General features: G+C 75.2%; 10 protein-coding genes and 1 tRNA gene. 4 read left to right on the top strand and 7 right to left on the bottom strand.

Features of this window, described 5'->3' with window-relative positions:
- The first annotated feature begins 63 nt into the window (after nt 1–63).
- From ACI79X_RS16515 to ACI79X_RS16525, 3 genes are all read left to right on the top strand, one after another.
- The gene (locus tag ACI79X_RS16515) at nt 64–489 is read left to right on the top strand and encodes a DUF3052 domain-containing protein (protein ID WP_457026503.1); all 426 of its coding nucleotides are present in this window, start codon (nt 64–66) and stop codon (nt 487–489) included.
- 22 nt (nt 490–511) lie between these two features.
- Entirely contained in the window at nt 512–973 is a 462-nt protein-coding gene (locus tag ACI79X_RS16520) for a peroxiredoxin (RefSeq protein ID WP_457026504.1), read from the top strand.
- A gap of 38 nt (nt 974–1,011) precedes the next feature.
- Nucleotides 1,012–1,083 (top strand) — tRNA-Val (locus tag ACI79X_RS16525).
- Nucleotides 1,084–1,306: 223 nt separating this feature from the next.
- Here the strand turns inward: ACI79X_RS16525 and ACI79X_RS16530 are convergent.
- Nucleotides 1,307–2,107: an esterase/lipase family protein gene (locus ACI79X_RS16530; protein ID WP_457026505.1), complete on the bottom strand. Its 801-nt coding sequence runs from the start codon at nt 2,105–2,107 to the stop codon at nt 1,307–1,309.
- Nucleotides 2,108–2,324: 217 nt separating this feature from the next.
- On the opposite strand from ACI79X_RS16530, the gene ACI79X_RS16535 reads away from it, so the two are divergent.
- Nucleotides 2,325–3,236, top strand: a complete 912-nt coding sequence (locus ACI79X_RS16535; RefSeq protein ID WP_457026506.1) for an alpha/beta fold hydrolase — start codon at nt 2,325–2,327, stop codon at nt 3,234–3,236.
- On the opposite strand, the gene ACI79X_RS16540 is transcribed toward ACI79X_RS16535, so the two are convergent.
- The 6 genes from ACI79X_RS16540 to ACI79X_RS16565 form a co-directional block, all read right to left on the bottom strand.
- Nucleotides 3,211–4,737 carry a long-chain-fatty-acid--CoA ligase gene (locus ACI79X_RS16540; RefSeq protein ID WP_457026507.1) on the bottom strand — a complete coding sequence of 509 codons (1,527 nt, stop codon included), beginning with the start codon at nt 4,735–4,737 and terminating at the stop codon, nt 3,211–3,213. The genes ACI79X_RS16535 and ACI79X_RS16540 overlap by 26 nt on opposite strands.
- Nucleotides 4,738–4,826: 89 nt before the next feature.
- A complete protein-coding gene (locus tag ACI79X_RS16545) occupies nt 4,827–7,778 on the bottom strand; it encodes an HAD-IB family hydrolase (protein WP_457026508.1) in 2,952 nt (983 codons plus the stop codon).
- The gene (locus tag ACI79X_RS16550; protein WP_457026509.1) at nt 7,775–10,024 is read right to left on the bottom strand and encodes a glycerol-3-phosphate 1-O-acyltransferase; all 2,250 of its coding nucleotides are present in this window, start codon (nt 10,022–10,024) and stop codon (nt 7,775–7,777) included. Before ACI79X_RS16550 ends, ACI79X_RS16545 begins: the two co-directional genes overlap by 4 nt.
- A 144-nt stretch (nt 10,025–10,168) precedes the next feature.
- A complete protein-coding gene (locus tag ACI79X_RS16555; RefSeq protein WP_457026510.1) occupies nt 10,169–11,176 on the bottom strand; it encodes an NAD-dependent epimerase/dehydratase family protein in 1,008 nt (335 codons plus the stop codon).
- 39 nt (nt 11,177–11,215) lie between these two features.
- Nucleotides 11,216–12,625 carry a WS/DGAT/MGAT family O-acyltransferase gene (locus ACI79X_RS16560; protein WP_457026511.1) on the bottom strand — a complete coding sequence of 470 codons (1,410 nt, stop codon included), beginning with the start codon at nt 12,623–12,625 and terminating at the stop codon, nt 11,216–11,218.
- 105 nt (nt 12,626–12,730) lie between these two features.
- A complete protein-coding gene (locus ACI79X_RS16565; RefSeq protein ID WP_457026512.1) occupies nt 12,731–13,723 on the bottom strand; it encodes an alpha/beta fold hydrolase in 993 nt (330 codons plus the stop codon).
- Nucleotides 13,724–13,776: the final 53 nt, after the last annotated feature.

Raw genomic sequence — 13,776 nt, forward strand, 5'->3', positions numbered from 1 at the left:
GCGGCGTCGCGTGCCCGCCGGTCGGCGACCGGTCACCATCGGACCTTCGGAGGAACAGCAGGGATGAGCGTCGACTCGGGCAGCGCCAGCATGGCGGCCCGGCTGGGCATCAAGCCGGGCATGGTCGTGCAGGAGCTCGGCTGGGACGAGGACGCCGACGACGACCTGCGCGACGCGATCGTCGAGGCCGCCGGCAGCGACATGGTCGACGAGGACACCGACGAGGTCGCCGACGTCGTCCTCCTCTGGTGGCGCGAGGACGACGGCGACCTGTTCGACGCCCTGACCGACGCGCTCACCTCGCTCGCCGACGACGGCGTCGTCTGGCTGCTGGTGCCCAAGTCCGGGCGCCCCGGCCACGTCGAGCCCGGCGACGTCACCGAGGTGGCGCCCACCGCGGGCCTGTCGCAGACCAGCAGCATCTCCGCGGCCAAGGACTGGTCGGGCATCCGGCTGGTCACCCCGAAGGCCGCCCGCTCGCGCCGCTGAGCGCGTGGGGCACGATCGCCGCATGACTCTCTCCGTCGGCGACGTCGCGCCCGAGTTCAGCCTCCCGGACCAGGACCGCCAGGTCGTCTCCCTCGCGGACCTGCGCGGCCGGCCGGTCCTCGTCGTCTTCTACCCGTTCGCCTTCTCCGGCATCTGCACCGGCGAGCTGTGCCAGCTGCGCGACGAGCTGACCACCTACACCGACGCCGGCGTGCAGGTCGTGGCCATCAGCACCGACCCGGTCTTCAGCCTCAAGGCCTTCAAGGCGCAGGAGGGCCTCGAGTTCCCGCTGCTGTCGGACTTCTGGCCGCACGGGGCCACCGCGCAGGCCTACGGCGTGTTCAACGACAAGGCCGGGATGGCGCTGCGCGGCACGTTCCTCGTCGACGCCGAGGGGAAGATCGCCTTCGCCGAGGTCAACCAGCCCGGTGACGCCCGCGAGCAGTCCGGCTGGAAGGACGCCGTCGCGGCGCTGGCCGCCTGAGCGGGATCCCCGCTCAGGGCCTCTACCCTGGGCGGGCGGGGCGCGTAGCTCAGCGGGAGAGCTCTCGCCTTACAAGCGAGCGGTCGCAGGTTCGATCCCTGCCGCGCCCACCCACACCCGCGATCCCGGCGCGCCAGTTCGCGCCCGTCGTCGACCTGCGGTTCTCCCGCGCCCGTCGAGACAGCCGCAGGTCGACAACGGGCGGCGTCGACGTGGCCCCGTGTCGACCTAGGACCCCCGTTGACGGCGTTCCTCGTGCACTGCCGGTCCTGCACAGGCAGCAGTGCACGAGGAACGCCCGCGATGCGGGGGTGTGGCGGCGTCGAGCCCGCGTCAGGCCGCGGCGGCGGCCGCGGAGGAGGGCAGCGGGACGTCGGCGCGCGGGAAGCACGGGCGCAGCGCCAGCGGCGAGCGGAACGGGCGCCAGGTCCCCTCACGCTGGGCCAGCCGGTCGGCCACCGCGTAGATGACCGCCGGGTGGTGCCCCATGCCCAGGTGACTGGCGTACACGGCGACGTTCTCCGCGGTGGGGGAGAGGCGGTCGAGGCACGCCTGCCACGGCACGATGCCGTCGTGGTGCGAGTAGATCGACGTCGAGGGCACCGGCAGCGGCGTCGACTCGGTCTCCAGCGGCAGCGCGCGCCGCTCGACGTGCAGGTGTGAGTACCGCTCGAACACCTTGTGCGCGCGGGTCTGGTCGTCGCGCTGCAGGGCGAACGGGCTGCCCAGGGTGATCACCTGGCGCACCGACTCGGGCGTCTTGCGGGCCAGGTCGCGGGCGAAGATGCCGCCCAGGCTCTGGCCGATGAGGCTGATCGGGCGGCCGTACCGGTCGCTGAGGTCGGAGATCCGCTGCGCCATGCCCTCGACGCACTCGGCGGTCGGGCCGATGTTGCGGCCGAGCCGCCAGCCGTGCACGCGGTACCCGAGGCGGCGCAGCGTGCGGCGCAGGGTCACCGTGGACATGTCGTCGGCCATCAGGCCGGGCAGCACGAGCACGGGGTGCCCGTCGCCCGCGGGGAGCCGGGACAGCAGCGGCCGCGCGGCCAGGTAGAGCCCGTAGTCGCCGCACGCGCGGCCGACCTCGGTGAGGTACAGCGGCAGTGCCGGCTGCTCGTACTGGTGTCCCGACACGTCGTCCTCCTCGCCCGTGGCCGCGGTGCCACGCGTCCGCTCCGGTACCACTCTCGGCAGCCGGTCACACCTGACTGCCCCTCCGGGAGCCGTCACCGTGACCGGAGTGTGTCCTCCGCCACACCCACCACAGGGGTCCCGCTGCGCGCTCCCCCCGGTCGTGCAACCGTCGGGGCGAGCGGGCGCGGACGCGCCACCGAGCAGGGAGGACCGGCACGTGGAGCAGGCACCGGGGACCAGCCGGACGATCGACCTCGGGGGGCCGGTGCACGTCGTCGACCACGGCGGGCTCGACGGCGGCCCCGCCGTCGTCCTGGTGCACGGCCTCGGCGGCTCGCACGGCAACTGGGACCTGCTCGCGCCGCTCCTGACGCCGTCGGCCCGGGTGTGGGCGCTGGACCTGCCCGGCTTCGGCCGCAGCGAGCCCGGCGAGCGGCGGACGACGGTGCAGGCCAACGTCGGCGTGCTGCAGCGCTTCCTGCGCGAGGTGGTGGGGGAGCCGGCGGTGGTGGTCGGCAACTCGATGGGCGGGATGGTCTCGCTGTTCACCGCGGCGGCCTCGCCGGACGCCGTCCGCGCGCTGGTGCTGCTCGACCCCGCGCTGCCCGGCGGCCGCCGCCGGCTGGACCCGCTCGTGGCGGCCACCTTCGCGCTCTACGCCGTCCCCGGGGTGGGGGAGCGGTTCCTGCACCTGAGGCGGGTCCGGTCGACGCCGCTCACCCGGGTGCGCGCGATGCTGCAGCTGGTCGGCGTCGACCCCGACGAGCTGCCCGCGCCGGTGGTCGACCGCGCGGTCACCCTGCTCGAGCAGCGCGAGGACGTCGCCGGGATGGACCGGGCGTTCCTCACCGCGGCGCGCTCGCTGCTGTGGATCCTGCTCGACCCGCGCCGCTACCGGGGCGCGATGGCCCGGGTGACCGCGCCGGTCCTCCTGGTGCACGGCGACCGCGACCGGCTGGTGTCGGTGGAGGCCGCGCGCCAGGCGGCGCGGGACAACCCGGGCTGGCGCTACGAGGAGCTGGCCGGGGTCGGGCACGTGCCGCAGCTGCAGGTGCCCGACCGCCTGGCCGGCCTCGTCCTGTCCTGGCTCGGGGAGGTCGCCGTCAGCGGCTCCGCAGCTCGGTCTTGAGCACCTTCCCGCTCGGGCCCTTGGGCAGCTCGTCGATGACGGTCACCTCGCGCGGGTACTTGTAGGCGGCCAGCCGCTCCTTGCAGAACGCGACGACGTCGGCGGGCTCCGCCGCGGCGCCGGGCCGCAGGCTGACGAAGGCGACGACCTCCTCGCCGAGCCGCTCGTCGGGGCGCCCGATGACGGCGGCCTCGCGGATCGCGGGGTGCTCGTGCAGGACCTCCTCGATCTCGCGCGGGTAGACGTTGAAGCCGCCGCGGATGACCAGGTCCTTCTTGCGGTCGACGATGTAGAAGAAGCCGTCGTCGTCCTGGTAGCCGAGGTCGCCGGTGTGGAACCAGCCGCCCCGCATGGCCTCCGCGGTGGCCTCGGGCCGGCCGAGGTAGCCCTTCATGACGTTGTGGCCGCGCAGCACGATCTCGCCGACGTGCTCCGGCCCCCGCGGCAGCTCGGCGTCCTGGCCGTCGACGACGCGCACCTCGCAGCCCCACAGCCGCTTGCCGATCGACATCACGCGGCGCTCCTCGGCGCTGCGGTTGAAGGTGGCGATCGCGCAGGTCTCCGACAGGCCGTAGCCCTCGAGGATCGTCGCGGGGTAGGCCGCCTCGAACCCCTTGATGACCTCGCCGGGGATGGACGCGCCGCCGGAGACGCAGATGCGCAGCGCGGAGACGTCGCGGCCGGTGAGGTCGGCGTGCACCAGGGCCACGAACATCGTGGGCACGCCGCAGAACACCGTCACCCGGTGCTGCTCCATCGCGTCGAGGACCGCCCCGACGTCGAAGCGCGGCACCAGCACCAGCGTCGCGGCCGAGCGGACGGCGCAGTTCATCACGCTGGACAGGCCGAAGACGTGGAACAGCGGCAGGACGGCCATGCTGACGTCGTCCTCGCGGTAGGCGAAGGTCTCCGCGGCCACCGACGCGGCCATGTAGGCCTGGAAGTGGGTGAGCTCGGCGCCCTTGGGCCGGCCGGTGGTGCCGCTGGTGTAGATGACGACGGCGGTGTCCTCGGGGGACATCTGCTCCACCTCGGCCGGGTCCGCACCCGCGCCGCCGGCCACCAGCGCGTCGAACGGCGTCGTGTCCGGGGGAGCCGCGCCCTGCCCGGCCGACACCACCCACACCGGGACCCCGCCCGCCTCGGCCGCGCCCTTGACCGCCTCGTCGGCGAAGGCGTCGAAGGTGACCAGCGCCTTCGCCCCGCTGTCGGAGAGGTGGTAGGCCACCTCGGGCGCCTTGAGCAGCGGGTTGAGCGGGACGAGGGTCATCCCGGCCTTGAGCGCGCCGAAGTAGGCGAGGACGAACTGCGGCACGTTGGGCAGCTGGAGCGCGACGGAGTCGCCTCGCCGCAGCCCGGCCGCGCGCAGCCCGGCGGCCACCTGACCGGACAGGACGTCGACCTGGCGGTAGGTGAGCGTCGTCGGGCCGATGAGCAGCATCGGTTTGTCCGGCGAAGCGAGGGCCGACTCGCGGAGGATCGTGGCGAGGTTGAAGCTCATGGCCGCTCCTGGGCTGTGACCGGTGACACACCGGTCCAGTACCGCCCCGGCGGCGTCTCACACCTCGCCGACGCGTCCCCGGCGCGGCGTCAGCCCCGGCCCAGCGCCACCACCTCGTCGAGGCCCGCCTGCAGGTCGGCGACCAGCCCCGCCGGGTCGGTCACGGCGGCCGCGTCGAGGTTCATGCCGATGCAGCACTGGGTCTCGTGCGACAGCAGCGTGATCATCGCGGCGCAGCCGGGCAGCGGGCCGAACGGGAACATGCGGGTGATCCGCGACCCGGCGATGTAGACCGGGTGCGCGACGCCGGGGACGTTGGAGATCTGGACGTCGTTGGCGCTGGTCAGCCGCCCCGACACCGCGCCGATCACCGGCGCGGGCAGCCAGCTGAGCGTGGGCGCGAGCAGGTCGTTGAGCACGCCGGAGCCGCTGTCGCCGCGCACGGAGAGGACGAACTCCCGGATCGCCCGGATCCGGGCGGCCGGGTCGGCCTCCTCCAGCGGGGCGGGGAAGCGGGCGCCGGTGAACCGGTTGCCGCCCTCGGGCGCGTCCTGTGAGCGCAGGCTGATCGGGATGCCGACCGTCAGCGTGCCCAGCGGCGCGCCGTGGCGCTGGTGGTAGCGGCGGAACCCGCCGACCATCGCGGCGAGGAAGCCGTCGTTGAGCGAGCCACCGGCCGCCTTCGCGCCGGCCTTGAGGTCGGCCAGCGGCACCTCGAGCACCTCCAGGTGCCAGCCGCCGCCGCGCGGGGCGAGCAGGTCCGACCCGGGTCCCGGCGGCTGCAGCGTGCGCGAGGCCGAGCGCGCCGAGCCCAGCGCGGAGGTCACGACCTCCCACGGCCGGGCGCCGGAGGTCAGGGCCTCGACGCCGCGCCGCAGCACCGCGAGCGGCGCCGAGCGGGCGGTGCCGACCAGCTGCTCGGTGAGCAGGCCGGTGCGGGAGACGTCGTCGCCGGGCAGCGGCACCGGCGGCTCGGGCCGCACCGGGTCGTGCTCGGCGGTACGGCTTTGCAGCTTGCCCATGAGCTGCACGGCGCCGAGGCCGTCGGTGGTGCTGTGGTGGGTCTTGACGACGTAGCCGGCCCGCCCGTCGGCCAGCCCCTCGACGTACAGCACCTGCCACAGCGGGCGGTCGCGGTCCAGCGGCGCGGAGACGAACTCCCCGACGACGTCGAGCAGCTGCCGCATCGAGCCCGGCTCCTCCAGCCGCACCCGGTGCACGTGCGCGTCGAGGTCGAGCTCGTCGACGGTCACCCAGCGCGGCGTGCCGATGCCCAGCGCCGGCTCGACGACGCGCTGGCGCATCCGCGGCACCATCCGCGAGGCCCACTCGTGCGCCGCGCGCAGCCGCTCCCAGTCCGGCGCCGGGTCCAGCAGCTCCAGGAGGGCGACGTTGGCGCGCAGCCGCGGGTCCGCCACCTCCGCGCGCCACATCGCCGTCTCCAACGGGTTCATCTCCGGCGCGCTGCCCCAGTCCAGCGGGGTGGCGGGCACCGCGGCCGGCTGCCCGGCCGTGGGCTCCTCGCTGACCACCGGGCGCTCGGCGCGGCCGCCCCAGTCGGCCAGCGTGCGCACGTAGAGGTCGTGCACCTCGGCCACCCGGTCGCCGATCTCCTCCGCCGTCCAGCCCTCGGTGGGGATGGGCGGCAGCACGCGCACCTGCACGACGCCGGGGGAGACCGTGGTGGCCCCGCGCCACATCAGCTCGCCGGTGTTGCGCAGCACGATCGGCACGATCGGCACGCCGGCCTGCATGGCGACGTGGAACGCGCCTTTCTTGAACGGGCCGAGTGTCGGGGTGACCGACCGGGTGCCCTCGGGGGCGATGACCAGCGAGATGCCGTCGCGCAGCCGCTGCACCGCGGGCTCGAGCGCCTTGCGGGCCTGCCCGGAGTCGGCGCGGTCGACGAACGCGACGTCGGCGAGGCGGAAGGCCAGGCCGAAGCCGGGGGTGTTGGCCAGCTCCTTCTTCGCGACGGCGGTGAAGCCCCCGCGCAGCATCTTGGCGAGCACCAGCACGTCGAGCTGGCTCTGGTGGTTGAACAGGAACACCGCCGGGCGGGTGGCCAGGTGCTCGGCGCCCTGCACGTCGAGCCGGACGCCGGCGATCGCGCTGCCGAGCTCGCCGGCCAGCGTGATGCCGAGGTCGACGGCCTCGCGCCGCGAGCCGCCGAGCGCGCCGACGGCGACGCCGGTGGCGAAGCCGCCGAGCATGCCGCCGATGCCGGCGACGGTGCGGGCGAGGTCGACCGGCGAGGTGCTGCCGCGGCGGCGGAAGCGGGCCACCGGCCACGAGTAGTGCCGCGCGGCGGCGGTGAGCCCGCGGCCGGGGTTGAGCGCGCGGGCCCGCCCGACGGTGCGCAGGAAGGGCACGTCCTCGTCGCCGTTGGAGTAGGCGTAGCTCTGCAGCAGGTCGATGCCGTGCTCCTCGGCGAAGGCGCGCACGGCGGCGGCCTTGCCCTTGCGCCACAGCAGCGGACCGCCGGGCCGGCCGGTGCACACGCCGTCGACGATCTCCACGGGGGAGACGAGCACGTGCTCGACGCCGAGCGCGCGGGCGGCCGGCTCGACCTGGAAGCGGGTGGCCGAGGAGGCCAGGACGACGGTGTGCCCGGCGTTGAGGTGCGCGGTGACCAGGCGCCACGCCTCCGGGTACAGCGACCCGGCGATGCCCTGCACGAACAGCCGCTCGCCGAGCTCGACGAGCTCGTCCTCGCTGCGCCCGGCCCAGGCCCGCATGCCGGCCACGGTGAACCGCTCGAAGTCCTCCTCCGTGGTGACCCCGCGCAGGCCGTTGAGCAGCAGCTCGCCCAGGGAGTTCGGCGTCACCTCCAGCGAGCTCAGGTGGTGGCGGGCGAACGCGGCGAGCGAGTAGCCGTCGATGACGGTGCCGTCGAAGTCGAAGAACGCGCCGACCCGAGGCCCCGGCGGTGCGGCCTCCACGTCCGCGACCAGCTGTTCCTCGGTCCAGACGTTCGTCCGGGCCATGGCCGCGGCCTGCGCGCCCAGCCCGCCGGCCGGCGTCTGCTCGCCGTCCGTCACGGCTCCACCCCCACGTTCTCCCGCCGCGCCGCGGCGTCCAACTCGTCGATCACTCCTACTCGGCTCACGACGTCCCGCACTTGAGCGGCCCACTCCTGGCGGCGGCGGGCCAGCTCCTCCCGGCCGGGGTCGACGAGGTCGAGGTTGGCGGCCAGCTGCAGCGCGCTGGCGAACAGCTCGCGGGAGAGCGACTCCGGCCCGTGCAGCCGGCCCTGCAGCAGCATCTGCTGACCCACGCCGCTGCACTCGGCGAGGAAGTCGGCCTGCACCACGGGCGTGCGCGGGTCGCGGGCGGCCAGCCGCTCGGCGACGACGAGCTGCGCGTCGACGAACGAGCGCAGCACCCGGTGGGCCAGCAGCAGCGGCGCCCGGCAGAGCACCTCGCGCCCGTCGGCGGTCTCCCAGTGCGGGTCGAGCCGCTCGAGCTCGGCGGTCAGCCGCTCCCGGTAGGCCTCGCGCTCGGGGAAGAAGAACTCGAACTCCAGCAGCTTGCGCAGCCGGCCCGCCTCCTCCCAGCGGTCGACCGGGTCGCGGAGCATGACCAGCTCGGCGATCGCCCGGTCGACGACGTGGTGGATGGCGCTGTTGCGGTAGAAGGCCGCGACCAGGTGCTGGCCCCGCTCGATGGCGTAGACCGGCTCCTCGCCGCCCTCGTACACGGTGACGACGCCCTGCTGGGCGAGGGCGCCGAGCACGTGCCGCACGCCGCGCGGGGTGTGCAGCGCGGCGCCGGAGTGCGGCCGGCCGGTCTCGGTGAGGTAGGCCAGCAGCGGCTCGAGCACCCGCTGCACCTGCGCGAGGGTCAGCGCCCGGTCGCGGACGCCGAGCAGCGCCAGGGTCACCAGCGCCGTCGCCGTCGCCGGGGTGACGGAGTTGATGCCGACGGCGACCTGGAAGGCGACCTTCTGCAGGGTGAGCCGGCGGGCGTCGGGGTCGGCCGGGTCGGCGCCGCCGCGCAGCGCCGCGGCCAGCGAGATCGGCTCGGCGAAGCCGACGTGCACCGTGCCCAGCGGGGTGCTCACCTGCTCGCGGATGTAGGAGGCCATCCACGACAGGCCCTCGCCGCGCTTGGCCGCGCCGCCCTGCTCGGCGGCCATGCCGGTGACCTCGCGCAGCTGGTCGTAGGTGATCGAGACGGGGACGACGTAGGCGTCCTCCACCCGGCCGCGCTCGACGGCGTCGGCGACGAAGCGCAGCAGCCCGTGGCGCGGCGGGCGCAGCTTGCCGGTGCGCGACCGGCCGCCCTCCATGTACCACTCGAGGTTGAACCGCTTGGCCAGCAGGAACGCGAAGTACTCCCGGACGGCGAGCTTGTAGACCTGGTCGTCGCCGAAGCTGCGGCGGATGAACACCAGCCCGGCGCGCTTGGCGATCGGGCCGACCGGCCAGAAGCGCAGGTTGTCCCCGCCGAGGACGTGGTTGCGCGGGAAGTCGTGGGCGGCGAGGACGTCAGCGAGCACGAGCGGGTCGACGTAGGAGCGGTGGCTGGGCAGGAACACCAGAGGGTGCCGGCGGTTGAGCTCGCGCAGGTCGTCGAGGCGGGCGGTGTCGGCCTGCACGTCCCACGCGCGGGCGTGCACCGGCCGCAGCAGCCCGGTGAACAGCTCGACGGCGACGGGGTCCATCGCGGCGACCAGCCCGCGCAGGTCCTCGACCGCCTCGGCGAGGACCTCCTCCTCGGGGCGCTCGAGCCGGTCGGCGAGCGCCGCCACCTCGGCCCGGAACTCCGGGCTGTACTGGATGGCCTCGGCCACGTGCCGGGGCACCTTGGCCCGGTCGCCGACCACGAGCCGCTCGGCGCGGTCGAGGGCCAGGGCGGCCTGGTGGGCGACGAACGCGGCGAGGTCGCCGGTGCCGTCCCACCGCTCCCGCAGCTCGGCGACGGTCGCGGGCTCGGCGACGACGACGCGCGCCCGGTCGGGGTCGCGGCGCAGCGCGGCGGCCTGCAGCGCCGTGGGCGGGCGGCGCAGCAGGGAGGGGCGGGCGTCGTGCAGCCGGCTGCGGGCGCTGCGCCGGCGGGAGGCCGCCGAGGGACGCCGGGAGGCCCAGGCGACGCGCACCGCCGTCACCACGGTGTCGGGAGAGGCGTCGGCGAGCGGGCCGGCCAGGGCCTCGCCGCGCAGCGGCAGCACCGTGGCGCGGTCGGGGTCGGCGGGCAGCGCGTCGGCCACCAGCCGGCGCTCCACCTCGCTGCCCGCGTCGGTCAGCACGATCAGCGGGACGTCGGTGTCCAGCGGCGGGGTCATGCGCACCTCTCTCCGGGGATCACCCGGGATCGCTCGTTGCTGCACGCTTCGTGTCGACGGCCGGCGGCAGCTCCGGGGACGCCCGGGGGACGCCGAGCCTGCCGGTCCGGCGCCGCGGGGAGAAGGCCCCTCACCCCGGGCCCGTCACCCGGAACGCAGGGTGGCCCGCAGCGCCTCCAGGCCGGAGTAGTTCGGCCGCCAGCCGAGCTGCTCGCGCGCCTTGGTGGTGTCCATGATCGCCGGGTGGCTCGCCGCCTCCACCCACTCGGCCACCGGCGGCAGGAACGGCAGCCGCGCCACGGCCCGGGCGGCGAGCTGGGCCGGCGCCGCGGGGAGCGGCAGCGGGAGGGCTCCGTACTCCCGGGCGACGTCGGCGGCGGTCAGCACGCCGTCGCCGGCGATGTTGTAGGCCCCGGGCGGGCCGGCGGCGACCACGCACTGCAGCAGCGCGGAGCCGACGTCGTCCTCGTGGATGAACTGCAGCGGCAGCGCGGGCACCGCCACCGGCACCGGGACGGGCAGCCGGCGGGTGGACTGCTCGGCCAGCCGGCGGCCCAGCGGGGCCAGCGGGCCCGGGAGCACGTCCTTGGCGCCGACCGTGTGCGGGCCGAGCACCACCGGCGGGCGCAGCAGGTACAGCCCGACCTCCGGGTGCCTCGCCGACTCCTCCTGGAGCAGGTGCTCGAGCTCGGCCTTCTCCTGGGCGTAGAACAGCCGCGACGCCGGCCGGACGGGCCACTCCTCGGTCATGCCGACCGGGTTGTCGGGGTGGAACCCGTAGGCGGCCACCGATGAGGCGTAGACGAACCGGCGGGCGCCGGCGGCCGCGGCGGCCCGGAAGGCGTTGAGCGTGCCGTCGACGTTGATCGCCCGGGTGGTCTGCCGGGAGGCGTTGCCGGTGATGAGGAACGCCAGGTGGACGACGACGTCGGCGCCGGCGAACGCCTCCCGCAGCGCCTCGGCGTCGCGGACGTCACCCTGCCGGTACTCCATCTTCGTCCAGCCGCGGGCGGCCGGGTCGAAGGGACGGCGGGCGATGCCCACGACCCGGCGCACCCGGTCGTCGGCCTGCAGCAGGGGCACGAGGCCCTCGCCGAAGGTCCCCGTGGGGCCGGTGACGGCGACGGTGAGGTCGTTCTGGGGAGCGGTCACGACGGTTCCGCTACCCGACCCCTCCGGAGGTGAACCGGGTCACCGGCCGGCCGCCGCGGGCTGCGCGGAGGCCAGGCCGACCAGCTCGTCGATGCCCCGGCGGATGCCCTCCGACAGCACGTCGACGTCGGGGAAGGCGTCGAAGTCGGCGTTGATCCCGAAGGTCATCGAGTCCAGGTAGCTGAAGATGCCGATCGAGATCCGGGTGCCGCCGCCGATGGGCACGTAGGGGTGTGCCGACACCATCCGCTTGCCGAGCACGTACAGCGGCACGCGCGGACCGGGGACGTTGGTGGTCACCGCCTGGCACCACAGCTGCCCGGCCTGGGCCGCCGCCCGCACGCCGAGCGCGAGCAGCGTCGGGGCCATGTAGTCGCCCATCGCGATGATCGAGCGGGCGTCGACGGCCTGCATCGTCTTCTTGTACTCGTCCATCTGGCGCCGGATGGCCGCGAGCCGGGCCACCGGGTCGGGCTCGCCCACGGGCAGGTCGACGAAGACCGCCGTCACCTGGTTGTTCAGCGAGCCGCGCTCGTCGGCCCGGCGCACCGAGATCGGCACCATGGTGCGCACGACGGTGTCGCCGCCCAGCGCGCCGCGGCCCTGCAGCAGGTCGCGGAAGCCGCGCGTGATGGCGGTGAGGACGACGTCGTTCACGGTGCCGCCCAGCCCGGCGCGGGCCGCCTTGATCTCCCCGAGCTCCGCGTCCGACCAGGCCCAGCGCCGGTGTGGGCCGATCGGGCCGGTGAGCGTGCGGGCGAGCGGGGTGAGCGCCTGGCGGGCGAGCGTGGGCAGGCTCGCGGCCGCGGCCCGGGCGCTGCCGACGAGGCTCTTCGCGCCGTGCGACACGGCCTCCGGCCCGGGCAGCGAGGTGAGCTGGCGCAGCGGCGCGGTCACCGTCTCGGCCACCGCACCCGCGGCCATGGCCAGGCCCGAGGGGCTGCGCTGCGGCGACCAGTCGCGCGGCGCGGGGTGCTCGGCGTTCGGGTCGAGGTCGAACATCACCTGCATCAGGTCGGTGCCGGCGATGCCGTCGACCATGCAGTGGTGGACCTTGGAGATGATCGCCCACTGGTCGTCCTCCAGGCCCTCGACCAGCCACACCTCCCACAGCGGCTTGGCCAGGTCCAGGCGCTGGCCGAGCACGCGGCCGGCCAGGTTGCGCAGCTGCTCGGGGCCGCCGGGCTTGGGCACCGCGGTGTGCCGCACGTGGTAGAGGATTTGGAAGTGCGGGTCGTCGACCCACAGCGGCCGGCCCAGGTTCAGCGGCACCTCGCGCACCCGCTGCCGGTAGCGGGGCACCTGCGGCATCTTGCTCAGCAGCAGCCGCACCAGGTCGCCGTAGGAGGGCGCCGGGCCCTCGAAGACGGCCACGGACCCCACGTGCAGCGGCGCGTTCTCGGTCTCCGCGTAGTAGAAGCCGGCGTCGGTGGCGCTCAGGCGGTCCACGGTCGCTCCTTCGCTGGTCGGGACGGTTCCGTCCGGTCCTGTGTCCCGGGGCCGGACGGCGTAACCCCCGTGCTGTGGTGGCGGCCACAGTAGGACGGCGCGCGGTCAGCCCGCCCGGCGGGCGTCCCCGGCGGCCACCCGGTCGAGCAGGGCGACCAGCGCCTCGTCGACCACGGACGTGCGGGTCAGGTTGACGCTGTGCCCGGCCCCCGGGACGACGACGAGCTCGCAGCCGGGCCCGAGCAGCTCGGCCAGCCGGCGGCCGTGCGCGGCCGGGGTGAGCCGGTCGTACTCGGCGGCCACGACGGTCGTGGGCACCCGCCCGAGCACCGGCAGCGCCGCGGTCTCGTCGTGGTCGAGGAAGGTGCCGTAGAAGGCCATGGTCACCGTCAGCGGCGTCTCCTCGAGCATGTCCTGCACCACCCGCACGGCCTCCCGCGTCGCGTCGTCGCGGCCGAAGAGGTACTTGCGCATGGCCCGGCGGCCGAGCCGGGTGCCGCGGCGGCGGTGGCGCTCGAGGAACGGGGCCAGCAGCCGCAGCCACCACAGGTAGAGGGGGAGCAGGTGCAGCCGGCGCAGGAGCGTCACGGCCGCGCCGAGCAGGCCCTCCGCGACGAGCCCGCCCGCGGAGGTGGCCAGCAGGAACGCGCCGACGACGCGGCCGCCGATCTCCTGCGGCCGCTGCCGGGCGTAGGCCATGACGGTCATGCCGCCCATCGAGTGCCCGGCCAGCACCACCGGCCGGCCCGCGGGGACGACGGCGTCGAGGACCTGGCCGAGGTCGCGGGCGGTGCGGTCGATGGTCGCCGTCGTCGGGTCGGCCCAGCTCGACCGACCGTGGCCGCGGTGGTCCCACAGCACCAGCCGGGCGCGGTCGCGGACGGCCTCCCGCTGCAGCTGCCACTCGCCGAGCCGGGCGGTGAAGCCGTGGCAGAACACGACGGTGACCGGCGCGTCCTCGGGGCCGTCGAACTCCACGTGCAGCTCGACGCCGTCGTCGGTGCGGACGGTGCGGGAGCCCGGCGGCGGGGGGCCGCCGGTGCCCGGGACGATCGGGATGCGGGGGGCCGGGACCCGGGTCCGGCGGCGGCGCGGCATCCGTCCATGACAGCGCAGCCGCCCGCGACCGGCGACCGGGGAGCCGTTGTCGC

The organism is Geodermatophilus sp. SYSU D01119, assembly GCF_054049975.1.